Source organism: Nonomuraea sp. GTA35, assembly GCF_041950525.1.
Taxonomy (GTDB): domain Bacteria; phylum Actinomycetota; class Actinomycetes; order Streptosporangiales; family Streptosporangiaceae; genus Nonomuraea.
On sequence record NZ_JBGNUV010000002.1, the window covers coordinates 241,658 to 266,262 of the forward strand.

Below are 24,605 nucleotides of genomic sequence, written 5' to 3' on the forward strand. Positions count from 1 at the left end.
CCGTGAGCGACACGCACAGTGACGGACGCAGGCCCGTGTTCGCCGCCGAGCGCCGGCAGCGCATCCTCGAGCTGGTGCGTGCCAACGGCGCCGTGTCGCTGCGCGAGCTGGCCCAGGCGGTGCACTCCTCCGAGGTCACCGTCCGCCGCGACCTGCGGGCGCTGGAGTCGGAAGGCCTGCTCAACCGCCACCACGGCGGCGCCACCCTGCCCGGCGAGCTGTCCCGCGAGGCCGGCTACGCGCACAAGGTCTCGCTGGAGGCGGCCGAGAAGGCCGCCATCGCCGACCTGGCCGGCGCGCTCGTCGAGGACGGCGACGCGATCGTGATCGGCCCCGGCACCACCACCCAGGAGTTCGCCCGCCGCCTGACCAGGCACTCCGAGCTGGCGGTGGTCACCAACTCGCTGCTGGTCGCGCAGGTGCTGGCCGGCTCGCCGCGCATCGAGGTGATGCTGACCGGCGGCTCGCTGCGCGGCCCGATCCTGGCCCTGGTGGGCAGCGCGGCCGAGCAGTCGCTGGCCGGGCTGCGCGTGCGCCGGGCCTTCGTCTCGGGCAACGGCCTGACCGCCGAGCGCGGCCTGTCCACGCCGAACATGCAGGTGGCGGGCGTCGACCGGGCGCTGGCGGCGGCGGCCGAGGAGGTCGTCGTGCTGGCCGACCACACCAAGGTCGGCGTCGACACGATGGTGCAGACCGTGCCGCCCGACCGCATCGACCACCTGGTCACCGACGACTCCGCGCCGCGCGACGTGCTCGACGAGCTGAGCGCGCGCGGGGTCCGGCTCCACGTCGCCCAGTTCTGATCGAATGTGACAATCCCGTTACGAAAATGTTTCCTTCCTCGACCACGATCGAGGCGGAGGCAACCGTGCTGCAGGTCGCTGGCGTTCTCAAGGCGTTCCAGGGTGTCACCGCCCTCGACCACGTCACCATGTCCGTGCGCACCGGCGAGGTGCACGCCCTGGTCGGGGGCAACGGCGCGGGCAAGTCCACTCTCGTGAAGGTGCTGTCGGGCGTGCACCAGCCCGACGCGGGCGAGCTGCGCCTGCTCGGCGAGCCGGTCAGGTTCGCCGGGCCCGCCGACGCCAGGCGGGCCGGGATCGCCACGATCCACCAGGAGACGAACCTCGTGCCGACCATGAGCGTGGCCCGCAACCTGCTGCTCGGCAGGGAGCCGCGGGGCCGGTTCGGGCTGATCGACGCGGCGGCCGTGCACGCCCGCGCCGAGGAGGTGCTGGCCGCGTACGGGCTGGAGGTGGACGTGCGCCGCCCGCTGGGGTCGCTGGGCGAGGGCGCCTGCCAGATCGTGGCGCTGGCGCGGGCCGCCTCCGCCGACGCCCGCCTGGTCATCATGGACGAGCCCACCACGGCGCTGGACCACGCCGAGCTGCGGACCCTGTTCGCCGCCGTCGCCCGGCTGCGCGAGCAGGGCCGCTCGGTCATCTACGTCACGCACCGCATGGAGGAGCTGTACGGGATCTGCGACCGCGTCACGGTGCTGCGCGAGGGCCGCGTCGTGCACACGGGCCCGCTGGCCGGGCTCGACCGGCTGCGGCTGGTCTCGCTCATGCTCGGCCGCCCCTTCCACCCGGTGGAGGCCGCGCCGCAGGCGGGCGAGCCGGACGTGCCCGCCGACGCGCCGGTCCTGGAGGCCAAGGGCCTGACCCGCCACCACGTGCTGGACGGGGTGTCGCTGGAGATGCGGGCCGGCGAGGTCGTCGGCCTGGGCGGCCTGCTCGGCGCCGGGCGCAGCGAGACCGCGCGCGCCATCGCGGGCGCGCTGCCGGTGGACGCCGGCCAGGTCACGGTGGCCGGGACGCAGGCGCGCAAGTGGTCGATCAGGAGCGCCGTGCGCGCCGGGATCGGCCTGGTGCCGGAGAACAGGAAGACCGAGGGCATCGTGCCGACCCTGTCGGTGCGCGACAACATCGCCCTGGCCGCGCTGCCCCGCCTGTCGCGCGCGGGGATCGTGTCGGACACGCAGGTGGACAGCATCGTGGCGACGTTCATGCGGCGGCTGGGCATCAAGGCGGTCTCGCCCCGCCAGCCGGCCGGCGAGCTGTCGGGCGGCAACCAGCAGAAGGTGCTGCTGGCCAGGTGGCTGGCCATGCACCCGAAGGTGCTGCTGCTGGACGAGCCCACCAGGGGCGTGGACGTGGCGACCAAGCTGGAGATGCAGGCGCTGCTCGACGAGCTGGCCGTGGACGGCCTGGCCATCCTGCTGATCTCGTCGGACGTGGCCGAGCTGGTCGAGAACTGCGACAGCGTGGTCGTGCTCAGGGACGGCGCCATCACCGAGCAGCTCACCGGCCCCGAGGTCACCGAGGACCGCCTGCTGGCCGCCCTCGCCAAGGACTGACGGCCCGCCGGCCGGTGGAGCCGCCGAGCCCGTGAACGGCCGGCACGCCCCAGCACGCCGCCCGCCAGGGCTTCGACGATGTTCCAGCTCCGCCATCATGATTACTCTTTGCAATCATCAGGTAGTTCTCTGTTACCGATCACGGATTCGAGAACGGAGGCCGGCCGATGGACTACGTGCTGCCCCTGCGCTGGGAGGACGACTCCGGCCTCGAGGAGCTGACCGCCTACCTGCGCGCGGTCCGCCGTCACGTGCGGGTCATCGTCGTGGACGGCTCGCCCCAGGAGCTGTTCGAACGGCACGCCGCCGCCTGGCGCGGGCTGGCGGCGCACGTCCGGCCGGCCGGCGACCTCCGCTTCGCCAACGGCAAGGTCAACGGGGTGATCACCGGCATGCGCCTGGCCACGGCCGAGCACGTCGTCATCGCCGACGACGACGTCCGCTACGACGAGCGCGCTCTGGCCAGGATGGACGCCCTCCTCGCCGGCGCCGACCTGGTCCGCCCGCAGAACCACTTCACCCGGTCCCCGTGGCACGCCCGCTGGGACACCGCCAGGACCCTGCTCAACCGCGCCTTCGGCGCCGACTATCCCGGCACGCTGGGCGTGCGCCGCTCGTTCTTCGCCCGGATGGGCGGCTACGACGGTGACGTGCTGTTCGAGAACCTGGAGCTCATCCGCACCGTCCGCGCGCACGGCGGCAGGGAGCTGCGGCCCCTCGACCTCTACGTGCCGCGCCTGCCGCCCGGCGCCGCGCGCTTCTGGGGCCAGCGCGTCCGCCAGGCCTACGACGACCTGGCGCAGCCCGCGCGCATGGCGCTGTTCCTGTCCGTGCTGCCCGCGGTGGCCGCGTGCGTGCTACGCCGCAGGTACGGTCCGGTGGCCGCCGGCGCGGGCGTGGCCGTGGCACTGGCGGAGATCGGGCGGCGCAGGGCGGGCGGCGCGCGGGTCTTCCCCCGTACGGCCGTGCTGTTCGCGCCGGTCTGGGTGCTGGAGCGGGCCACCTGCAGCTGGCTGGCCCTGGGGGCGGCGCTGTGCGGCGGCGTGCCGTACGCCGGGCGCAGGCTCCGGCGGGCGGCTCACTCCGTCCGGTGGCTGCGCCGGTCCGGCTCGCTGGCCGCCCGGAACCCGGCCGCCTTGTGCGAGCCGTCGCAGAAGGGCTTGGCCGACGAGAGCCCGCAGCGGCACAGCGCGACGGTGGCCCGGTCCGCGGGGATCGGCTCGCCGTCCTGAGTCACCAGCTCGAACGGTCCCCGCACCAGCAGCGGGCCGTCCTCGCACGGCGTCACCGTCACCCTGTCATCCCCCCGATGCGACATGCTCCTCCCCTTCCCCGCGGGAACACCCGTTCACCTGCGGGGTTGGCTCGCGAGCCGTCCGGGTACCAGAATCCGTGGCCCCCGCCGCCAACGCGAGGAGCCGCCGTGCGCCGATCATCCGTTCCGTCCCGCTCCGGCGAAGGGGGGCGGTGATGGCGTCCGCGTTCGACCCGTCGGCCTACGGGCGGAGCATCTCCGACATCTACGACGCGACCGTGGAGGACCTGCCCACCGACGCTGCCGTGGAGCAGCTCCACCGGCTGGCAGGCGACGGGCCCGTGCTGGAGTTCGGCATCGGCACGGGGCGGCTGGCGCTGCCGCTGGCCGCGCGCGGGGTCAGGGTGGCCGGCATCGACGGCTCCCCCGACATGGTGGCCGTCCTGCGCGCCAAGCCCGGCGGCGAGCACCTCCAGGTGGCCGTGGGCGACTTCGCCACCACCAGGGTCGGCGGGCTGTTCAGCCTGGTGGCGCTCACCACGAACACGATCTTCGCGCTGCCCTCGCAGGACGCGCAGGTCGCCTGCTTCCGCAACGCGGCCGCGCACCTGCGGCCGGGCGGGAGGTTCGTGGTGGAGGCGTGGGTGCCCGACCTGACGGCCTTCCACCGGGGCGCCTCCCTGCGGCTGCTGGCGCTCGGCCAGGACGTGGTGGTCGCGGAGGCGGCCAGGATCTCGCCCGCCGAGCAGCTCATGGCGACCACCAAGGTACGGCTGACCGGCGAGGGGGTGCGGCTGCTGCCCGCCAACCACCGCTACGCCTGGCCCGCGGAGCTCGACCTGATGGGGCGGTTGGCGGGGATGGAGCGCGAGCACCGGTGGTCCGACTGGAACAGGACCCCCTTCGGGGACGACAGCCGGGCCCACGTCACCGTCTACCGCGTCCCACCGGACTGACCGTCTCCCCGGCAGCCCGGCCGTCCTCCTGCTACCAGCCGCTCCGGGCGGCTGCGGGCCGGTCGGACGCGGATGCGGGCGGGGCGGGGTGCGCCTCGGCGTGCCTTCCGTTCCTTCCGTCAGGTGGCTCGGCCAGCGAGGTGGCTTCGCGTTCCCAGCAGGCCAGCACGTGCCCCGCCCACCGGCGCTCCAGCTCCAGCGCGCACGCGGCGCCGTACAGGACGTCTCCCGCGAGGGACGGGTGGGCGGTGGCGAAGCCGGCGCACAGGTCGTGCGCCGCGATCTGCTCGTGCACGGCGTCGGCCTGCACGTGCTCGTCGTAGAAGCGGACGGCGTCGGCGTCGCCGCCGAGCCGGCGCAGCGCGTCACCGTAGCGGCGGTTCGGCAGGGAGGAGGTCATCTCCAGCGCGGCCAGGTGCCCGGCCAGGGCGCCGCGCAGCCGCCGGTGCAGGCCGAACAGGGACATGACGTTGGAGATCGCGAGCGTGACGCCCGGCACCCGGTCCAGGTAGGCCCCGTAGGAGTCGTCCAGGCCGAGGCCGCGCATGGTGGCGCGGAACAGCTCGGAGTGCATGCGCTCGCGGCGTCCCCCGCCGTACTCGTCGGCCTGGATCTCCACCAGCGCGGCCTTCGGGCCGCCCGTCAGCCGGGGGATCGCCCAGGTGTGCGGGTCGGCCTCCTTCAGGTGGTAGATCGACCGGTGGATGACGAACTCCCGGAACTGGCGGCGGTCGGCCCGGCGTGCCAGGAACCCGGACAGCGACGGGCCGTCGTCCGCGGCGACCAGCTCGTTGAGCGCCCGCCGCACCCCCTGCGGCCCGTCGAGAGCCGGGCGCGGCACGGCCCGCGCGAGCGCCTCCTCGAAGCGCCGCTCCAGCACCGCCCGCGCGGCCAGCAGCGCCGGCTCCCACTCCCAGCGGTCGTCCACGTCGTCGAAGCCCTGGTAGTGCAGCTCGTAACAGGCGAACAAGGCGAGCTGGAAGTCGGAGCCGGCCAGGACGGCCCCAGCGCCGTCCGCGGTCAAGGCGTCCGGCGGCCTGACGTCCGGCCGCGTCACGTCCGGCGACCTGACATCCAGGCGCGTCACATCCGGCCGGGTCACGTTCGGCCGCGTCATCTCCGGCCGTGTCGCCTCCGGCGGCACGGGGTCCTGTCGCGTCAGGTCCAGCAGCGATGCGTCAAGCAGGCTCCCGTCCAGCGGGGACGGCCGGTGCTCCGGCGGGCGGGTCAGGTGGGCGAAGAGCATCGCGGTGATGGGCCCGCGCGCCGCCGGGAGCCTCATCGCGGGCTCCCGCCCGCCGCCGCCTCCCCGGCGCGGTCGCGTCCGTCCCCGGCAGCAGCCGTTCTCACGAGTGGCCCCCCTTCTCGCACCCAGCGAGTGCCCGCGATCAGGCGGTGCAAACCCGCTGGTCAGGCGGAGCGGGGCTAGTAGACCGAGATGTGCGGGTGATCGTAGTGGTTGGCCGTCGCGCCGCCGCGGTCGGACATGGTCCGCCACGAGCCGGTCCTGACGTGCCAGATGCGCTGCCGGTAGATCACGTACATGATCCCCAGCCGCTTGGCGTTCTTGATCGCCCAGGCGGAGATCTCGTCGCCGCGCTTCTGCTCGGCCACCGACGGGAACGCGCCGCCCCGGCTCAGCATGAAGTCGCAGGCCCGCCCGAGCGGGTGCTCGCCGCCGTCCTGGATCGCGCGGTAGCACCCGATCCCGTACGGCACCTCGAACCTCTCCTGGATGAGCTTCTTGACCAGCGCCATCCGGGGCGTGATGTTGTCGGGCCCCTGAGGCAGCTGCGGGACCCAGGTGCCGTCGGGCCGCCGGATCCCGGGAGCCGTGTAGAGCTGGTCGATCCTGTCCTTGATCTTCTCGATCTGCTTCTCGGCCTTCTTCTTGCCCTCCTCCAGGTCGCCGACGGTACGCTCCAGTTCCTCGGCGCGGTCGGCGGCCTCCTCCTCGGCCCGCGCGCGGGCGTCCCTGACCTCGGCGTAGCCGCGGAGCATGGCCTCTTCCTCGTCGATCACGTGCTGGGTCAGCGCCATCCGGCTGAGCAGCGTGGCGGGGTCCTGGCCGCCGGCGAGCAGGGCCATCGGGCCGGGGTCTCCGCCGACGTAGCGGGCGACGGCCATGGCGCGCAGTTCGGTGGAGTGCCGGTCGTAGACCTCCTGGGCGGCGGCCAGCTTCTCCTTGGCCGCCTTCTCGGCCCGCTCCGCCTTCTGGTGGGCGATGCGGCTGTTGTAGTACTCGGTGATGAGCTTGTCCGAGTCCTTCTGCAGCGTCGCCAGCTCCTTCTTGAGCTGCTTGACGGTGGGCTTGGGCTCGGCCTGCGCCGGAGCGGCGGCGAGCAGCAGCAGCACGGTGGCCGCGACGGCACAGCCGCGGCGCAGCCCGGGGGCGGAGGCCCAGGCAGGGTGCAACCGGACGGCGGAGGACGCAACCGCCACGCTTCTCCTTAGCCCGAGCCGCAGGGCAGATTCCGGTCATGAATTAATCAAGCCGGCGGAACGCCCTCTATTCGACGCACGATAGTAGAGGATCACCCATCCCTGCGCGCAACTTCTCCTATTTCCGCTTCACGGCTTCTGCGTACTCTGCGGGCCACGATCTGCCTGCCGACCAGCACCGAGCCCGGCACCACGATCAGGCCCAGCAGGCTGGAGCCGACGCCCAGGCCGACGTCGGCGTCCACCAGCCCGTCGCCGTCGCCGCCGAGCAGCGGCAGGCCCAGCGACACGCTGATCGAGAGCGAGACGAGCGGTCCCTTCGGCCGGGTGGGGGCGGGCTCCGGGTCGGGGGCGCGGGTCGTGGGGGCCTGGGTGGTGGCGGGCGGGTTCTCGCCGTTGCCCGGAGGATTGCGGGGCGGGTCGTCGTCCGGGGGTGAGGTGGCGGGCGGGCGGGTGCTCGGCGCCGGCGCGCCGGTCCTGGTCGGCTGGCCCGTCGGGTCCCGGGTCGGCTCGCGCGTGGGCCCCCGGGTGGGCTCCCGGGTGGTCGGCCCGCCGGTGGGCTGCCCGGTCCCCTGGGGCGGCCCTGCGCCGGTGGGCGCGGAGGTCGGCAGCCCGCCGTACGTGATGGGCGGCGTCACCACGATCGGCCCGCCCGACGTGGGGACCGGCTCCGCCGGGGTCTCCTCCGGCGACGGCGAGCCCGGCGCCTCGGTGGACGGCAGGCCGGACGGCAGCTCGGACGGCAGGGTGGACGGCCCGGCAGACGGCGGGGCGGAGGCGGCGGGCGGCAGCGCCGTGCCGCTCTCCGGCCCGGGCCCGCCGCCCAGGATCGCGAACGCCGACACCACCGCCGCCGCGGTCGCCATGACCAGCCCGCCGGTCACCGCCAGCTTGCCCACGGGCGAGAGCGCGTTGTGGAACATGCTCGTGGCGCCACTCCCGTCGGCGGCCGCCTGCGGCCTGGGCAGCAACGCGGCCAGCGGCAGGGTCAGGAGGCCGAGCGCGGTCCGCCCGCGCAGCTCCCAGCCCTCCCCGTACGCGCCGCGCGCGGCCTCTTCCAGCTCCTCCAGGAACGCCTCCGCCGACTCGGGGCGGTCCGCGGGGTCCTTGGCCAGGCCGTGCTCGACCAGCGGGCGCAGCGGCTCCTCGACGTCGGCCATCGGGGGCGGCACGTGCTGGTGCTGGTAGGCCAGGGCGGCCACGTTCTCGGCGTGGAAGGCGCGGTGGCCGGTCAGGCACTCGTAGAAGACCAGGGCGGCGGCGTAGACGTCGGTCTGCGGCCCGGCGGGGGCGTCGTCCCACTGCTCGGGCGCCATGTAGGAGGGGGTGCCCGACAGCTCGGCGGTCTCGCCGACGTGCGCGGCCACGCCGAAGTCGACGAGCTTGCTGTCGCCGTCCTCGGTGATCATGACGTTCTCGGGCTTGAAGTCGCGGTGCACGACGCCGTGCCGGTGCGCCTCGGCCAGGCCGAGCAGCGCCCCCTTCAGCACGGTGAGCGCGGCCTCCGCGCCGGTCGCGCCCTCGTGCTCCAGCAGCCGCCGCAGCGTGACGCCCTCCACCAGCTCCATGACGATGACGGCGTCGTCGCCGGACTCCACGTAGTCCAGCACGCGGGCGGTGTGCGGGCTGTCGATCTCCCGGATGACCAGGGCCTCGGAGCGGAACCTGGCGACGAAGGCGGCGTCTTCGCGTAACGGGTCGGACAAGTGCTTGATCGCGACGGCCATGCCGTCGGATTCGCGCACGGCGAGCATCACCCGGCCGGTCCCACCGTGGCCGAGTTCCCGGATCTCCGTGTAACCGGGAACCTCCATGAGGGGGACCTCCTGAGCCGATAAAGATCCTTATGTCAGGACGTTACCCCGGCGTCACGGCCCGTGTCGAGGCCCTTCGCGCGAGTCACCGGCGCACTACCGCAATCGGTATTTTTACTACCGCCGATAGTAGGTTTGCGCCTCCCAGGAACCACGGGTCCCGTCAGGCGGCGAGGCGGGCGGACAGCAGGGCGCGCACGTTGCGGGCGGCCGTGCGTCCGGCCCGGTTGGCGCCGATCGTGCTGGCCGTGGGGCCGTAGCCGACGAGCTGGAGGCGGGGCTCCTTGACGACCTGGGTGCCGTCCACGCGGATGCCGCCCCCGGGCTCGCGCAGGCGCAGCGGGGCGAGGTGGTCGAGGGCCGCGCGGAAGCCGGTCGCCCAGACGATGGTGTCGGCGGGCAGGTGCGTGCCGTCGTCCCACGACACGCCGTCCTCCGCGATGCGGTCGAACATCGGCAGCCGGTTCAGCACGCCCTTCGCCATCGACTCGCGGACGACCGCGCTGTAGGTGAGGCCGGTCACGCTGACGACGCTCTGCGGCGGCAGGCCCGCGCGCACGCGGGACTCCACCCTGGCCACGGCCTCGCGCCGCGCCTCCAGGCCGAAGTCGTCGTCCCTGAAGACGGGCGGCCTGCGGGTGACCCACGCCGTGGCGGCGGCCACCCCGGCCAGCTCGGACAGCACGTGCATCGCCGACGCTCCGCCGCCCACCACGACCACGCGATGGCCGGCGAACCCCGCCGGCCCCCGGTATCCCGCGTAGTGCAGCTGCCGGCCCGCGAAGCGGGCGGCACCGGGGTAGTACGGCCAGTACGGCCGGGTCCAGGTGCCGGTCGCGTTGACCACGGCGTCGGCCGCCCACTCCCCCGCGTCCGTCTCGATCGCCAGGCGGCCCCGCGGCCCTTCCCGGACGGCCGTCACCCGGACGGGGCGGACCACGCGCAGGCCGGTCGTGCTCTCGTAGGCGGCGTAGTAGGCGGGCACCACCTCGGCGGCGGGCCGCCCGCCGTCCCCGTCGCCCTCCTGCTGCGGCACGCCCGGCAGGTCGAAGACGCCGTGCACCTTGGCCATCGTCAGCGTGGGCGACCGGTGCCGCCAGGCCCCTCCGGCGCTCCGGCCGGCGTCCAGCACGACCGGCTCGATGCCGTACCGGCGCAGGAAGTACGCGCTCGACAGCCCCGCCTGCCCAGCGCCGATGACCACGACCTCGCTGTGCTCCACGACAGGCTGCAACCGTGATCGGCCGCCGCGTCTTCCCGCCTGGTGGCGGCGCGCGATCCCGGTGACGCCCGGCCGCCAGGCTCAGGCGCGGCGCGGGACCGGGGCGGTGGAGCCGCGGACGACCAGCTCCGTGGCCAGCTCCACGTGGTGGGAGTCGACCCTCTCCCCGGCCGCCAGCCGCAGCGCCGTGCGCAGGGCGACCCCGCCCATCTCCCGCAGCGGCTGCCGGACGGTCGTCAGCGGCGGCGAGGTGAGCTGGGCGATCTGCGTGTCGTCGAACCCCACGATGCTCAGGTCCTCGGGAATGCGCAGCCCACGCGCCCGGGCGGCCTCCATGATCCCCACGGCCACCTCGTCGCAGCCGGCGAAGATGGCCGTCGGGGCGTGCGGCAGGTCGAGCACCGCCGCCCCGCCGGTCATCCCGTCGTGGTAGCGGAAGTGCCCCGAGCGCACGAACCCGGGCAGCACCGGCGCCCCCTCCGACTCCATGGCCGCGCGGTAACCGTGCAGCCGCGCCTGGTTGCAGCCCGCGGTGGCCGGCCCGCCGATGTAGGCGATGCGCCGGTGCCCGAGCGAGAGCAGGTGCTGGGTGGCGGCCAGGCCGCCGGCGAAGTTGGTGGAGCCGATGCTGGTGACCCGGGCGCGCGGCAGGTTGAGCGGGTCGATGAGGACGAGCGGCAGCCGCGCCCTGGCCAGCGCCGCCGGTTGCCCGGAGGTGAGCTCCCCGGTGACGGCGATCAGCGCGCGCCGGCCGGCCGCGACGAGCCCGCGGGCCCAGGCGGTGGTGCGGGCGGCCCCGCTCCTGATGCTGACGACGATCCCGACTCCGGCCTCCGCGCCGGCGGCCACCGCGCCCTGGATGATCTCGGTGGAGTACGCGTTCAGGTCGGCGTCGAACTGCAGCTCGACCGTGGCCAGGCCGGGCGGCTCGCGGCGCGGGGCCGGCGCGACGTAGTCGTGCTGCTGCAGCAGCGACTGCACGAGCGAGCGGGTGGCGGGCGAGACGTCGCTGCGGCCGTTGAGCACCTTGGAGACGGTCGCGACCGACACCCCGGCCGAGGCCGCGACCGTGGCCAGCGTGGCGCGTCTAGGACTGGATGGCATCCGCACCCCCTCGCCCCCGCACCTCGGCGGGGGTGACGAGCCGCCGGTCGTGGCCGACGTGCCTGGACGGGCCGGTCAATCGTACGACGCCGCGGCACGGCAGGTCCGCCGCGGACGTGCCGGCCAGCACCTCGACGTCGCCGGGCTCGACGACGCGGCGCAGGTCGCGGCCGGTGAAGGCGGTGCGGTCGGCGTGCACGTGGAAGCGCACCTCGGCGCTCTCGCCCGGCTCCAGCCGCACCCTCGCGTAGCCGGTGAGCTGCCGCACCGGCCTGGTGACCTGGGCGAGGACGTCGTGCAGGTAGAGCTGGACGACCTCCTCCCCGGCCCGGCCGCCGGTGTTGCGGACGGTGACCGTCGCCGTGAACTCGCCGTCCGTGGGCACCTCCTCGTGGCTCAGGCGCAGGTCCGTGACCTCGAAGGTGGTGTAGGAGGCGCCGTACCCGAAGGGGAACAGCGGCGTCGGGTCGAGGTTGCTGATGCCGTGGCTGTCGGTGCCCAGCGGGGGTTGCAGGTAGGTGCCGGGCTGGCCGCCGGGGCCGCGCGGGATCTGCACGGGCAGCCGGCCCACGGGCTGGATGCGGCCGGACAGCACACCGGCGATGGCGGCGCCGCCCTCCTCGCCCGGCATGAACGCCTGGACCAGCGCGGCGGCGTGGGCGTGCGCCTCGCCGAGCGCGTACGGCCGGCCCGAGACGACGACCACGACCAGCGGCGTGCCGGTGGCGGCCAGCTCGGCGAGCAGGTCGGCCTGCACGCCGGGCAGCCGCAGGTCGTCGGCGTCGCAGCCCTCCCCCGACGTGCCCTGGCCGAACAGGCCCGCCAGGTCGCCCACCACGGCCACGCACACGTCCGCGTCGCGGGCGGCGGCCACCGCGCCGGCGAAGCCCGAGCGGTCCTCGCCCCGGACCTCGCAGCCCTTGGCGTAGCGGATCTCCGCTCCGGGCAGCTCGGCGGTGAGCGCGTCGAGCACGGTGGGCGCCTCGATGCCGAGGCCGAGGCCGGGGTGGCGGGGCAGCACGTGGTTGGGGAAGGCGTAACAGCCCATGAACGTGCGCGCGTCGTGCGCGGCGGGCCCGACCACGGCCACGCGGCGCGGCGGCGTGCGCTCCCCACCCGCGCTCGCACTCGCTCCGGCGCGCGCGCTCGCGCTCGTCTCCACGCCCGCGCCTGCGCCAGCGCCTCCTCCCGCACCGGCGTCCGCACCGGCACCGGCGTCCTCGCCGAGCAGGGGGAGCACGCTCCCGGCGTCCAGCAGGATGATCGACCGCTCGGCCAGCTCCCTGGCCAGGGCCCGGTTGGCGGGCGAGTCGAGGTCCACGGTCCCGGCTCCGGCGACCGAGCCCTCCGGCGTCCAGCCGGGGTCGAGCAGCCCGAGCTGCGCCTTCTGGGTGAGCAGGCGGCGTGCCGCCCGGTCCACCAGGGCCTCGGGGAGCTCGCCGCGCCGCACCCGCTCGGCCAGGTGCTGCCCGAACCCGAGCGTGTCGGGCAGCTCGACGTCGATGCCGGCGCCGAGCGCCAGCACGCCGGCCTCCTCCGCGCCGGCGGCGATCAGGTGCATGGTGGCCAGGAACGGCACGGCCCAGTAGTCGGAGACGACGGTCCCGGTGAACCCCCACTCCTCGCGCAGCACCTCGGTCAGCAGCCACGGGTCGGCCCCCGCCGGGACGCCGTCCACGTCGGCGTAGGAGTTCATCACCGAGCGGGCCCCGCCCAGCGCGATGGCGGTCTCGAAGGGCGGCAGGATCATGTCCATCAGCTCGCGCCTGCCCATCGGCACGGGGCCGTGGTTGCGCGCGGCGCGCGAGGCGGAGTAGCCGGCGAAGTGCTTGAGCGTGGCGATGACCCCGGCGCTCTCCAGCCCGCGCACGTAGGCGGCACCGAGCGTGGCGACGAGGTACGGGTCCTCGCCCATGGTCTCCTCGACCCGCCCCCACCGGTAGTCGCGCACCACGTCCAGCACGGGAGACAGCCCCTGGTGGACGCCCACGGCCCGCATGTCGCGGCCGATCGCGGCGGCCATCCGCTCGACCAGCCCGGGGTCGAACGTGGCGGCCCAGGCGATGGCCGCCGGGTAGACGGTGGCGCCGTAGGCGGTGAAGCCGGTCAGGCACTCCTCGTGCACGATCGCGGGGATGCCGAGCCTGGACGCCGCGACGACGGCGCGCTGCTGGCGGACCACCTCGGCCGCACCCTCGGCCGGGGTGACGGGGGCGCTGCCGTGCACGCGGGTCAGGTGCCCGAGCCCGTGGCGGACGGCCTCCTCCAGCGGCACGGTCCCCGAGGCGGCGAACACGTCCTGCATCGGCGCCACGTTCAGCGGCTCGGCGCCGGGCTCAGGCTCGGACGCGTCGTGGCTCATGTCGTTGCCGAGCCACCGGCTGCCGAGCTGGCCGATCTTCTCCTCCAGGGTCATCTCCGCAAGGAGGGCTTCGACTCGGTCGGCCACGGCGAGCGCCGGGTCCTGCCACGGGCGGACTGCCCGCTCCGCCGTCGGGGTCCGATCAAGAGCCGTCATCTACTGCGCTCCTTAAAGAGGTGCTGTCCTGCCGTAAGTTTTCGAAATGTTTCGACACCGATGGGCGACCTCCGCGCGGGCCTTCCACCGTGCCGCGGACCTGGTGAAGGCAGGCGCGAAGTTACCTTACACGTGGGCTCCAGGAAATCCAGTGGTTTCCTGATCGACAAGGTCTTGACACCTTTATTGCCGAAACCTAGATTGGCGAACCCCGCGGTCATGTCGAAAATGTTTCGATGAGCTGACTTTAGGAGGAGTGGAAAGTGGCATCGCGACGATGCCGATCCACGGCCGCCGGCCATCGCATGCAGTGATCAACGAGCCGCGAACCCCAGCCCGCGGCATACAAGTACGGAGATCAGCGTGGAGTCCAGGACAACCTCTCGCCGCAATTTCCTCAGCCTCGTCTCCATGGGTGTCCCCCTAGGAGCAGCACTCGCCGCCTGCGGCGGCACAGGACCCACCCAGACCGGCGCCGGTGGCGGGGGCGGCAACGCCACCACCGGCGGTGGCGGCGGCGGCAACAGTGCCACCTACTGGTACCTGTCGACGCAGCCCCAGGAGGGCGTGCGCACCAGGACCATGGAGCGGCACAACAAGGCCAACCCCAATGCCACGATCCAGGGCACGACCTTCCAGAACGACGCGTTCAAGACGAAGATCAAGACTGCCATCGGCGCCGGCCAGGCGCCCACCCTGATCTGGGGCTGGGGCGGCGGCACGCTGCGCAGTTACGTGCAGGCGGGCCAGGTCGAGGACCTGACCTCGTGGTTCGACCAGAACCCCGCCGTGAAGGACAAGGTGTTCCCCTCGGCCTTCGGCGCGGCCACGATCGACGGCAAGATCTACGCGATGCCGTGCGAGACCCTGCAGCCCATCGTCCTGTACTACGACAAGCGGGCCTTCGACAAGATCGGCGCCCAGCCGCCCCAGACGTGGGGCGACATCCTGGACCTGGTGCCCAAGTTCAACGCCAAGGGCATCGCGCCGTTCTCCCTCGGCGGCCAGTCCCGCTGGACGAACATGATGTGGCTGGAGTTCCTCTTCGACCGCCTCGGCGGCCCCGAGGTCTTCCAGGCCGTCTTCGACGGCGAGAAGGACGCCTGGAACAACCCGCTCGCGATCCAGGCCCTGGGCGAGGTGCAGAAGCTGGTCAAGGCCGACGGGTTCGTCAAGGGCTTCTCCTCGATCACCGCCGACTCCAACGCCGACCAGGCGCTGCTGTACACCGGCAAGGCCGCGATGATGCTGCACGGCGGCTGGACGTACGGCAGCATGTCCACCGACGGCGGCGACTTCGTCTCCGGCGGCAACCTCGGTTACATGAACTTCCCGCCGATCGACGGCGGCAAGGGCGACCCCGGCAACACGGTCGGCAACCCCGGCCAGTACATGTCCATCTCCTCCAAGGCCACGCCCGAGCAGAAGGAGATCGCCAAGAAGTTCTTCTCCGGCGCGCTGATCGACGACACGTCGATCAAGGAGTGGGTGGGGACCGGCGCCGTCCCGATCCTCAAGGGCGCGGACGCGCAGTTCGCCACCTCCAAGGACAAGGACTTCCTGACCTTCGTCTACAACATCGCCGTCAACGCCAAGTCCTTCGCCCAGTCGTGGGACCAGGCGCTCAGCCCGACGGCCGCCGAGGTGCTGCTGGACAACATCTCCAAGCTGTTCCAGCTGTCGATCTCGCCGCAGGAGTTCGCCACGAACATGAACGCGGTCATCGGCAAGTGAGCGCGGTCACGACAGCCGCCAGGCCCGCCTCCCGGGCGGGCCGTGGCGGCTCCCTCACGTGGATGACCGTCCCGGCGCTGGTGTTCTTCCTCGGTTTCGCCGTGGTCCCGCTGGTCGGAGTGCTCGCGCTGAGCTTCGTGCACTGGGACGGGCTCGGGGCGATGAGCGCCGCCGGCCTCAGCAACTGGGCCTCGATCCTGAGCGACCCCAGCCTGCCGCACGCGCTGTGGATCACGTTCCTCATCATGGCCGTGTCATGGCTGGTCCAGACGCCGGCGAGCATCCTGATGGGCGCGTTCCTGGCCGGGCACCAGCGGTACCGGGCGGTCCTGTCGGTGGTGTTCTTCGTCCCGCTGCTGCTCAGCTCGGCCGCCCTGGCGATCACGTACAAGGCGCTGCTCGACCCGAACTTCGGGCTGGGCGCGGGCCTGGGGATCGACATCCTGATCCAGGACTGGCTGGGTGACCCGGTGCTCGCCTTCAGCGTGGTGATCTTCGTGGTGTCGTGGCAGTACATCCCCTTCCATTCGCTGATCTACCAGGGCGCCATCCGCCAGATCCCGCGCTCGATGTACGAGGCCGCGGAGCTGGACGGCGCGGGCCGGGTGCGCAGGTTCTTCAGCATCACGCTGCCGCAGCTCAAGTACACGGTCATCACGTCCTCGACGCTGATGGTGGTCGGGTCGCTGACGCTCTTCGACCTGATCTTCGTGCTGACGGCGGGCGGCCCCGGCGACGCCACCCGGGTGCTCGCGGTCGACATGTACAAGCGCGGCTTCATGGCCAACCTCATGGGCCCGGCCAGCGTGATCGCGATCATCCTCGTTCTCGTCGGCCTCGCCCTGTCACTGCTGCTGCGCAGGCTCGGCGGCCGCGACTCCAGCCACAGCCAGCTAGAAGGGGCCTGACGCATGACGACCGTCCCCACCAGGGCCCCGGAGCACCTCGGCACCGCCAAGGCCGACCCGCGCCACCGCCGCGTCATCTCGCGCGGCAAGGAGCGCCCCAATTACCTGGCCGGGCTGACCAGCCTCCTGTGGCTGGTGGTCGTGATCGTGCCGATCTACTGGATCGTCATCACGAGCTTCAAGTCCCAGTCGAGGTACTACCTGGAGAACCCGTTCGCCCCGCCGTCGGAGCCGACGCTGGCGAACTACCGGCTGGTCATCGAGTCGGACTTCGTGCAGTACTTCATCAACAGCGTCATCGTCACGATCGGCGCCGTGGTGCCGGCCGTGGGGGTCAGCTTCATGGCGGCGTACGCGATCGTGCGCGGCGGCAGGAGCAGGCTGCTGCGCTGGACGAACTCGCTGTTCCTCATGGGGCTGGCCATCCCGCTGCAGGCCACGATCATCCCGGTCTACCTGATCATCATCCAGCTCGGCCTGTACGACTCGCTGATGGCGATGATCCTGCCGTCGATCGCGTTCGCGATCCCCCTGTCGGTGCTGGTCCTGTCGAACTTCATCAGGGACGTGCCGAAGGAGCTGTTCGAGTCGATGCGGATCGACGGCGCGACCGAGCGCGGGATGCTCTGGCGGCTGGCGTTCCCGCTGGTCCGCCCGGCCGTGGTGACCGTGACGATCTACAACGCGCTGCACATCTGGAACGGTTTCCTGCTGCCGCTGGTGCTCACCCAGACCCCGGACAAGCGCACGCTGCCGCTGGCACTGTGGTCCTTCCAGGAGGAGTACAGCATCAACGTGCCCGCCGTGCTGGCCTCGGTCGTGCTGACCACGCTGCCCATCCTCATCCTGTACGTGGTCGGCCGCCGCCAGCTCCTCAGCGGTCTGACCGCGGGCTTCGGCAAGTAGTGAGAGCGCTCTCGTGCCGGCGCAGGTGCTCGATGTTCAGCTCGTAGAAGCGGTCGTCCCCGCGGGCGACGTGGCCGGCGAAGGCCGCGTCGCCCGCGGCGGCGCGTTCGCGCATGAAGCCCACCAGATGTTCCAGGCGCTTGATCGCGGTCTCCACCAGCGCCTGCCTGCCGGCCTCGTCGAGCTCGTACGCGTCGGCGAACAGCCGTAGCCGGCGCGCCTGCTCCGCCACCGGGATCCCGTCGCCGTCGCCCGGATGGTGCAGCGGCACGAACCGGTAGGCCGCGTACGCCACGTCCCAGACGCGCGGCCCCGGGTGCGCCGTGTCGAAGTCGATGAACGCGACCGGCCCGCCCTGCCTGAACACGCAGTTGTACGGGGCCACGTCCCCGTGACAGATCACCTCGGCCGGTTCGACCGGCGGGAAGTACCAGGCGCCCTCGTGGGAGAGCCCCGCCGTGGCGTCGTGGTAGTCGCGCAGCAGCCGGGCCACGGCGACCAGCGCCTCGTCCGTGCGCACCCAGCCGGGCAGCGGGTAGTCGGCGGTCCGGCCCGGCACGAAGTCGAGGATCTCCCGCCCCCGCTCGTCGATGCCGTGGCTCCTCGGCGCGCCGGTGAACCCGCGGGCCGCCAGGTGCCGCAGCAGCGCGTGCACGGCCGGGGTCCAGGGGCCCGACGGCCGGCGTACGGTGTCACCGGCCCGGACCACGTGGTTGACGCCGCCACCCGTGAGCACCTCTTCCTCGGGCACCGCACCTCCTCGATCGCCGGGTCAGTGTGCCATGAGGCCTTCGGACTCCGCTCCCCATTTATCCCGGATTCACCGGCGCGCCCGGAACGCCACGGCGGTCGTGGAGGTGATCGCCGTCACCAGCACGACGGTGAGCAGGACGGTGTTCATCGGGTTGCGCCGGCGGCCGGGCGGCTCGGCCTGCCGGACGTGCCGCCGGGCCGAGGGTGTGGGGCTCGGGGTGCGGGTCGGGGTCGGGGTCGGCGTGGGCGGCGGCAGCACGCGGACCGGCACCACGGGCGGGGCGACGGCCCTGGGCGCCGCCGCCCGTGGCCGGTCGCGCGGGCAGTCCCCCAGCACGACCCCGCCCGCGCACACGCCGTCGGGGAAGATCGTCACCTGCGGCACCGTCACCTCGGGCGCCGCCCGCCGCTTCCCGCGCGGCATGGAGACCGACACCTTGGGGTCGGGCGATCGCCGCGTGAGCACCCGCGGCACCTTCACGGTCGGCCCGACGGTGACCCTCTTGGGCGGCGCGGGCCTGCGTACGGACACGCGGGGCACCGGCCGCGGCGAGGGCACCCTGGCGATCTTCGGCACCGGCCGCGGCGACGGCACCCGCCCCGCCATCGGCACAGATCGTGCAGCCGCCCCCCGCTCGTTCACCGGCGCCAGGCCGGCCCGCGCTTCAAGGACGGTGCGTGGTTCGAGGGCGGCCGCCGCCGGTCCTGCCGCGGCGGCCAGGGCGAGGGTGGCGGCGAGCAGGAGGGGCGCGCGCCTGACGCCCACGGTCACATCCCCCCGCTGATCCGCGCGAACTCCTCCAGCGCCCCCCGGAACGCCTCCGGCCCGACGGCCAGCGGCCCGTCGAAGGCGCGGGAGATGTCCCACGTCAGGTAGGTGCCGAACCCGATCAGCGCCGCCGTCGCCACCAGCGGCAGCATGGCCAGCCCGCGCGGCCTGGCCCCGGCCAGGAACGGGAAGACGACGACCAGCACCCCGGTGAGTACCGTCAGGATCAGCAGCCCGTCGGGCGGCCTGGCGCCGGCGTCGGCGGTCCGCTGCGCGCGTGCCGTGGAGATGGCGCTGACGTGCTCCAGCACGGTCGCCTTGGCGTCCTCCTCCTCGTCGTCGCGCGGCTGGAGCGCGTTGACCCGCCCGCGCAGGTCGTCCATGCGCTCGTCGCCGACGGGATGCATGTGCCCGCCGGCCATGAGCGGCCACTCGTCCTTCACCACGAAGGCGACGTAGTCACGCAGCGACCTGCGCACCTCCTCCGGCGCGGACCCGGGCAGCCCCGAGGCGGCCCAGTAGGCGTCCACCGAGGCCTGGCTCTCGGCGTGGGTGTTGAGCCTGGCGGCGTCGGCCGTGGTCCAGGGGACGATGATCGCGATGGCGAACACGAGCAGGAACATGGCCGACAACATCGCGCCGGCGTGCGCGGCCGACGGACCGTTGGGGTCGCGGTCCTCGCCGGCCGTCTTCACCCGCCTGAACAGCAACGCGGTGAGCGCCACCGCGCCCACCGCCGCCAGGATCGAGAGGATGTACGCCACCATGAAGATCTCCCGGATATCTTCGGATACGCAGTGTCACATTACTATCACACAGCGCAATGATGGCGTGAGGCCCTGAAAGGTAAAGTCCCGGGCAAGCACCACGGCCGTGAACGGGCCCGCGGCGGACTGCCGGGGAGCCGCCGCCGCGGGCGCGTGCGGGCGTGCGAGCACCGGTCCGATCACCGGCGTGGCAGCCGCTCCACGGTGGCCGGCGGGCACCTCCCTTGCGCGGCGAAGACCTTGGCCGTCCCTCCGCGAACGGCCGGAAGGTCTTCACCTGCGCCCCTCCCGAAGGGGGACGCCTCACATGTTCGGGCTTTCCCGCTCGCGGCGCTTCAGGGACCGCCCCAGGGATTACCCCTGGAGTGTGGGCGCTTCTAGCACGCGCAGCAGGTCCAGCCATCCGTGGAAGGGCTCGGGCCGGTCGCCGTCCTCCCGCGTCACCAGCCCGTGGACCCCGTCCGCGCCGTACTCCAGATCGACGATGAACCGCATCAGGCCTCCCGGCTCACCGCGAGCCTAGGAACGCGAGCCCCGGGAGGGCACCTGGGGATAACCCCTGATTTTCGCGCGGGTTCTGGACACGCGGACACGCAAGTCTTACTTGAGGGGGCCGCCGTGGCGCGCGAACGTGGGATACCCAGGATGCGGAGGCCGCCATGGCTGAGCCGATCGCGATGTTCGTCGGGAGAGATCACGAGCTCCGGTGCCTGGGAGAGGAGCTCGGGCGTGCCCGTGCCGGGCTGCCCAGGCTCGTGGTGGTGGAGGGGCCCGCGGGGATCGGGAAGACGAGCCTGGTCCGCCGGTTCCTGGAGACGTGCGGGCCGGCGGACGTGCTGTTCACCGATGGGGACGAGGGCGAGCAGCTGCTCCCGTACGGGACGCTGACGAGGCTGTTCTGCGCGCCGCACGGGCTGCCGCCGCGGCTGGCCGGGCTGGGGCTGGACGATCGCGCCCGGTTGCCCGACCCGCTGGCGGTCGGGGCGGCGCTGCTGGACGTGGTGAGCGAGCGGCCGCGCAGCGAGCCGCTCTGCCTGATCGTGGACGACGTGCACTGGGCGGACGAGCCGACGTTGCGGGCGCTGACGTTCTGCCTGCGCAGGTTGCGGGTGGACCGGGTGCTGGCGGTGCTGATGCTGCGTGACGCGGCTGCGCTGGCGGGCCCCGAGGGGCTGCTGCGGCTGGTCACCGCGGGCACGACGCGCAGGTTGCGGCTGTCCGGGCTGCGCGCGCCCGAGGTGGGGGCGATGGCCGGCGGGCTGGGCGCGGGGCCGGTGTCGCAGCGCGGGCTGGCGCGGCTGGTCGCGCACACCGAGGGCGTGCCGCTGCACCTGCGCGCGCTGCTGGAGGAGGTGCCGGCGGCGGCGCTGGACGACCTGGGGCAGCCGCTGCCGGCGCCGCGCTCGTACGGGCTGCTGGTGCTGGGCAAGGTGACCAGGTGCGCGCCGCCCGTGCGGGAGCTGGTCAGCGCGGTGAGCGTGCTCGGCCTGTCGTGCCCGCTGCACCTGGCGGCGGGGGTGGCGGGGGTGGAGCGGCCGTTGCAGGCGCTGGAGGAGGCGGTGCGCGAGGGGGTGCTGCTGGAACGCTCCTCCCCGCGCGGCCCGGTGGCGGCGTTCGCGCATCCGCTGGACCGCGCGGCCGTCTACCGCGACCTCGGCCCGGCGCACCGCTCGGCGCTGCACGCGCGGGCCGCGCTGGCGGCGGAGGGCGAGCAGGCGCGGCTGCGGCACCGCATCGAGGCGGTGGCCGGTCCGAGCCCGGAGCTGGCGGCCGAGCTGGCGGAGCTGGGCCGGGCCCAGGTACGGCTGGGCGCGTTCGGCAGCGCGGCCGCGCACCTGAAGGCGGCGGCGGAGCTGTCCGGCGATCCGGCTCCGCTGGCCGCGGAGGCGGTGGAGGCGCTGCTGCTCGACGGGCGGGTGGAGGAGGCGGCCCGGCTGACGGCGAGCCTGCCGGAGCGGGCCCATCCGGCGGTGCGCGGCTACGCGCTGGGGCACCTGGCGATGGTGCGCGGCCAGGTCGAGGAGGCACGCGCGCACCTCGTCACCGCCTGGGAACGCGCGGGCGCGCCCGAGTCGGGGCTGGCCGCGCGGGCGGCGCAGCAGCTCGCGCTGCTCTGCCTGGTCAAGGCGGAGGGCAGGCAGGCGGCCCGCTGGGCGGAGTGCGCCAGGAACTCCCCCGGCCACCGCTTCAGCATCGACTACAACCGGTACACGCTGCTGGCCGGGCTGGGCGTCTCCGGCCAGATCGACGCCGCCCTGGCCGCCACGACCGGCCTGCCCTCGCCCTCGTCGGCGTCGATCGCCGAGCTGGACGCGCTGCTCGGCCGCGGGGTGCTGCGCACGTGCAGCGACGACCTGCCGGGCGGGCTGGCCGACCTGTCGGGCGCGGTCGCGGCGTGCGGCGAGCGCTCGGTGCCCTTCCGCATGCTGGCCATGGCGATGCTGGGGCAGGCCGAGTACCGGGCGGGCCGCTGGGACGACGCGGGCCTGCACGCCGAGACCGCGGCCTCCGTGGCCGACGACGCCGACCAGCGATGGCTCTCGCCGGTCTGCCACGCGCTGGCCGCGCTGGTGCCGTCCGCCCGCGGCGACTGGCCGGCGGCGCAGGCGCACGTGGCGGCGGCCCTGTCGGCCAGCAGGGGCGCGAGCGTGGACGCGGTGGCCTCGCTGGCGTACGCGTGCAGCGCCGCCGCCCACCTGGCCGCCGCGCGCGGCGACCACGCCCGCACCGTGGAGGCGCTGGATCCGCTGCTGGCGGTGAAGGTGCACGACGTCGTCTACGAGCCCGGCATCGTGCAATGGCTGGACCTGCTGGTGGACGCCCTGGTGGCGCTGGGCGAGCTGGACCGGGCCGAGGTGCAGCTCGCCGGGATGGAGCGGCTGGCCGGGCGGCGCGGCAGGCGTTCGGCGCTGGCGGCGGCGGCCCGCTGCCGGGGCGCCCTGCACGCGGCCCGGCGCGAGAACGACCCGGCCGAGGCCGCCTTCATCGCCGGTCTGGCGCAGGCGGGGGTGGCGGGGCTGCCGTTCGACGAGGCGCGGCTGCGGCTGGCGTACGGGCGGTTCCTGCGCAGGCTGGGCCGGCGCAGGCAGGCGCAGACGCAGCTCGACCTGGGGCTGGCGCTGTTCGCCCGGCTGGGCGCGCTGCCGTACATGGACCGGTGCGAGCGGGAGCTGAGCGCGTGCGGGCTGCTGCGGGCGGAGCCGGGGGCCGCGCCGCTGCTGCGGCTGACGCCCCAGGAGCAGGCCGTGGCGCGCCTGGTGGCGACCGGGATGACGAACAGGCAGGTGGCCAGGGAGCTGGTGCTGAGCGTGAAGACGATCGAGTACCACCTGGGGAACGCGTTCGCGAAACTGGGCGTCAGCTCGCGGGTGGCGCTCACCACGAAGATCCAGGCGGGCGGCGGCTGACCGGGGTTTCCGGCCTCCTGCCCGCGGTTATGACGAGTGAGCTCGGTCACGCGGGTGCCGGCGATCGTCTGGGGGTGTCGTGGACCAGTTCGTGCTGCTCATGCTGGTGTTGCTGGGCGCCCTGGTCACGGTCCCGCTGGGCGAGCGGCTGGGCCTGCCGTCGCCGGTGCTGATGACGCTGCTGGGCATCCTGCTGGCCGTCCTGCCCTTCGTCCCGGACGTGGACGTCCCGCCGGGCATCGTGCTGCCCCTGCTGCTGCCGCCGCTGCTGTACGCGGCCGTGCAGCGCACGTCGTGGCGGCAGTTCGCGGCCAACTGGCAGCCGATCTTCCTGCTGGCCGTGGCGCTGGTGTTCGTGACGACGGCGGCCGTGGCGGGGGCGGCGCACGCGCTCGTGCCGGGGCTGCCGCTGGCGGCGGCCGTGGCGCTGGGCGCGCTGGTGGCGCCGCCGGACCCGGTCGCGGCCACGGCGGTGGCGGGCCGGCTGGGGCTGCCCCGGCGCCTGGTGTCGCTGCTCGAAGGCGAGGGATTGTTCAACGATGTGACCGCGATCGTGCTCTACCACGTGGCGGTCGCGGCCGCGGTGACGGGCACGTTCTCCTGGCCGGGGGCGCTGGCCGAGTTCGTGCTGTCGGCCGTGGTGGCCGTGCTGGTGGGGCTGGCGCTGGGCTGGCTGGGCGGGCGGCTGATGGCGCTGCTGGGCGACGCGACGCTGCAGGTGGGGCTGTCGCTGCTGGTGCCGTTCGCGGCGTACGCGCTGGCCGACGAGTGGCACGGCTCCGGGGTGCTGGCGGTGCTGACCAGCGCGTTCTACCTGAGCGACCGCATGTTCGAGGCCGACGACGTGTTCGGCAGGTTCGCCTCGACGACGTTCTGGCAGGTCGTGGACACGCTCGTGACGGGGGTCGCGTTCGGGCTGATCGGGCTGGAGCTGCATGCCGTGCTCGGCACCGTGCACGGCCGGCTCGGGACCCTGCTCGGCTGGAGCGCCGTCGTGGTCGGGGTCGTGGTGCTCGTCCGGCTGCTGTGGCTGCTGCCGGCCGCGTGGCTGGCGAAGCGGGTGGGCCGCGGCGACGACACCGAGATCCCGCTGAGCTGGCGCGAGACCGTGGTCATGTGGTGGGCGGGCATGCGCGGGGTGGCGTCGGTGGCGCTCGCGCTGGCCATGCCGCTGCGGACGGAGGACGGCACGCCGTTCCCCGAGCGTCCGGTCATCGTGTTCGTGGCGTTCGCCGTCATCCTGACGACGCTGATCGCGCAGGGGCTGACGCTGCCGTGGCTGGTGACGCGGCTCGGGGTCAAGGCCGACACCGCGGCCGAGCGGGAGCTGGAGAAGCGGCTGGCCATCGCCGCCGCCAAGGCGGCCAGGCGGCGGCTGCGGGAGATCGACGAGGCCGAGGAGCTGCCGGAGGACGTCGTCGAGGTGCTGAGCAGGCGGATGCTGGACATCGGGCTGCGGATCAGCCCGGAGGTGGCCGACGAGGAGCGGCGGGAGGCGTACGAGCAGCGGGCGCGGCGGGTCAGGCTGATGCGGCGGGTGCAGGCCGAGATGATGTCGGCCGCCAGGCAGGTGGTGCTGGAGGCGCGGCGCGACCCGGGCGCGGACCCGGTGGTGGTGTCGCGGGTGCTGCGGCAGCTCGATGCCAGGAGCCTGCGGTGATCGGCCTGTCAATGCTTCACGGCACAACCCC

At 73.7% G+C, this 24,605-nt stretch carries 19 protein-coding genes and 1 pseudogene; 9 read left to right on the plus strand and 11 right to left on the minus strand.

Annotated elements, in window-relative coordinates:
• Positions 1 to 2 precede the first annotated feature (2 nt).
• The 3 genes from ACBJ32_RS07895 (at position 3) to ACBJ32_RS07905 (ending at position 3,591) form a co-directional block, all read left to right on the plus strand.
• Complete coding sequence (locus ACBJ32_RS07895; RefSeq protein ID WP_375126148.1) at positions 3 to 803, plus strand: DeoR/GlpR family DNA-binding transcription regulator; 801 nt, start codon at positions 3 to 5, stop codon at positions 801 to 803.
• A gap of 65 nt (positions 804 to 868) precedes the next feature.
• On the plus strand, positions 869 to 2,359 hold the full coding sequence (locus ACBJ32_RS07900) for a sugar ABC transporter ATP-binding protein (protein ID WP_375126149.1): 1,491 nt from the start codon (positions 869 to 871) through the stop codon (positions 2,357 to 2,359).
• 167 nt (positions 2,360 to 2,526) lie between these two features.
• Complete coding sequence (locus tag ACBJ32_RS07905) at positions 2,527 to 3,591, plus strand: glycosyltransferase (RefSeq protein ID WP_375126150.1); 1,065 nt, start codon at positions 2,527 to 2,529, stop codon at positions 3,589 to 3,591.
• On the opposite strand, the pseudogene ACBJ32_RS07910 reads toward ACBJ32_RS07905, so the two are convergent.
• Positions 3,555 to 3,677: pseudogene (locus ACBJ32_RS07910) on the minus strand (hypothetical protein); the annotation flags it as partial. The gene ACBJ32_RS07905 and the pseudogene ACBJ32_RS07910 overlap by 37 nt on opposite strands.
• Before the next feature lie 152 nt (positions 3,678 to 3,829).
• Between ACBJ32_RS07910 and ACBJ32_RS07915 the strand changes: the two are divergent.
• A complete protein-coding gene (locus ACBJ32_RS07915; RefSeq protein WP_375126151.1) occupies positions 3,830 to 4,570 on the plus strand; it encodes a class I SAM-dependent DNA methyltransferase in 741 nt (246 codons plus the stop codon).
• Between the two features lie 31 nt (positions 4,571 to 4,601).
• On the opposite strand, the gene ACBJ32_RS07920 is transcribed toward ACBJ32_RS07915, so the two are convergent.
• From ACBJ32_RS07920 to ACBJ32_RS07945, 6 genes are all read right to left on the minus strand, one after another.
• Positions 4,602 to 5,852: an iron-containing redox enzyme family protein gene (locus ACBJ32_RS07920; RefSeq protein WP_375126152.1), complete on the minus strand. Its 1,251-nt coding sequence runs from the start codon at positions 5,850 to 5,852 to the stop codon at positions 4,602 to 4,604.
• A 143-nt stretch (positions 5,853 to 5,995) separates the two neighbouring features.
• Positions 5,996 to 7,012: a coiled-coil domain-containing protein gene (locus tag ACBJ32_RS07925; RefSeq protein ID WP_375126153.1), complete on the minus strand. Its 1,017-nt coding sequence runs from the start codon at positions 7,010 to 7,012 to the stop codon at positions 5,996 to 5,998.
• Between the two features lie 92 nt (positions 7,013 to 7,104).
• Positions 7,105 to 8,826: a protein kinase gene (locus ACBJ32_RS07930; RefSeq protein WP_375126154.1), complete on the minus strand. Its 1,722-nt coding sequence runs from the start codon at positions 8,824 to 8,826 to the stop codon at positions 7,105 to 7,107.
• Positions 8,827 to 8,989: 163 nt separating this feature from the next.
• A complete protein-coding gene (locus ACBJ32_RS07935) occupies positions 8,990 to 10,048 on the minus strand; it encodes an FAD-dependent oxidoreductase (protein WP_375126155.1) in 1,059 nt (352 codons plus the stop codon).
• A gap of 81 nt (positions 10,049 to 10,129) precedes the next feature.
• Positions 10,130 to 11,152, minus strand: a complete 1,023-nt coding sequence (locus ACBJ32_RS07940; RefSeq protein ID WP_375126156.1) for a LacI family DNA-binding transcriptional regulator — start codon at positions 11,150 to 11,152, stop codon at positions 10,130 to 10,132.
• Positions 11,136 to 13,670 (minus strand): glycoside hydrolase family 3 N-terminal domain-containing protein, encoded by a 2,535-nt coding sequence (locus ACBJ32_RS07945; RefSeq protein ID WP_375126157.1) that lies wholly within the window; start codon positions 13,668 to 13,670, stop codon positions 11,136 to 11,138. Before ACBJ32_RS07945 ends, ACBJ32_RS07940 begins: the two co-directional genes overlap by 17 nt.
• A 411-nt stretch (positions 13,671 to 14,081) precedes the next feature.
• Between ACBJ32_RS07945 and ACBJ32_RS07950 the strand changes: the two genes are divergently transcribed.
• The 3 genes from ACBJ32_RS07950 to ACBJ32_RS07960 all read left to right on the plus strand — a co-directional run bounded on the left by ACBJ32_RS07950 (position 14,082) and on the right by ACBJ32_RS07960 (position 17,218).
• Complete coding sequence (locus tag ACBJ32_RS07950; protein WP_375126158.1) at positions 14,082 to 15,404, plus strand: extracellular solute-binding protein; 1,323 nt, start codon at positions 14,082 to 14,084, stop codon at positions 15,402 to 15,404.
• Positions 15,405 to 15,466: 62 nt separating this feature from the next.
• The gene (locus ACBJ32_RS07955; protein ID WP_357883343.1) at positions 15,467 to 16,312 is read left to right on the plus strand and encodes a sugar ABC transporter permease; all 846 of its coding nucleotides are present in this window, start codon (positions 15,467 to 15,469) and stop codon (positions 16,310 to 16,312) included.
• Between the two features lie 3 nt (positions 16,313 to 16,315).
• The gene (locus tag ACBJ32_RS07960) at positions 16,316 to 17,218 is read left to right on the plus strand and encodes a carbohydrate ABC transporter permease (RefSeq protein WP_357882743.1); all 903 of its coding nucleotides are present in this window, start codon (positions 16,316 to 16,318) and stop codon (positions 17,216 to 17,218) included.
• Here the strand turns inward: ACBJ32_RS07960 and ACBJ32_RS07965 are convergent.
• From ACBJ32_RS07965 to ACBJ32_RS07980, 4 genes are all read right to left on the minus strand, one after another.
• Positions 17,187 to 17,969, minus strand: a complete 783-nt coding sequence (locus ACBJ32_RS07965; RefSeq protein ID WP_375126159.1) for a phosphotransferase enzyme family protein — start codon at positions 17,967 to 17,969, stop codon at positions 17,187 to 17,189. The genes ACBJ32_RS07960 and ACBJ32_RS07965 overlap by 32 nt on opposite strands.
• 69 nt (positions 17,970 to 18,038) lie before the next feature.
• Complete coding sequence (locus ACBJ32_RS07970; protein WP_375126160.1) at positions 18,039 to 18,737, minus strand: hypothetical protein; 699 nt, start codon at positions 18,735 to 18,737, stop codon at positions 18,039 to 18,041.
• A gap of 2 nt (positions 18,738 to 18,739) precedes the next feature.
• Positions 18,740 to 19,507: a hypothetical protein gene (locus ACBJ32_RS07975; protein ID WP_357882752.1), complete on the minus strand. Its 768-nt coding sequence runs from the start codon at positions 19,505 to 19,507 to the stop codon at positions 18,740 to 18,742.
• A gap of 354 nt (positions 19,508 to 19,861) precedes the next feature.
• Positions 19,862 to 20,002 carry a hypothetical protein gene (locus ACBJ32_RS07980; RefSeq protein WP_375126161.1) on the minus strand — a complete coding sequence of 47 codons (141 nt, stop codon included), beginning with the start codon at positions 20,000 to 20,002 and terminating at the stop codon, positions 19,862 to 19,864.
• A 164-nt stretch (positions 20,003 to 20,166) separates the two neighbouring features.
• Between ACBJ32_RS07980 and ACBJ32_RS07985 the strand changes: the two genes are divergently transcribed.
• The gene (locus ACBJ32_RS07985) at positions 20,167 to 22,914 is read left to right on the plus strand and encodes an AAA family ATPase (protein ID WP_375126162.1); all 2,748 of its coding nucleotides are present in this window, start codon (positions 20,167 to 20,169) and stop codon (positions 22,912 to 22,914) included.
• A gap of 79 nt (positions 22,915 to 22,993) precedes the next feature.
• Complete coding sequence (locus tag ACBJ32_RS07990) at positions 22,994 to 24,574, plus strand: Na+/H+ antiporter (protein WP_375126163.1); 1,581 nt, start codon at positions 22,994 to 22,996, stop codon at positions 24,572 to 24,574.
• The last annotated feature ends 31 nt before the right edge of the window (positions 24,575 to 24,605 follow it).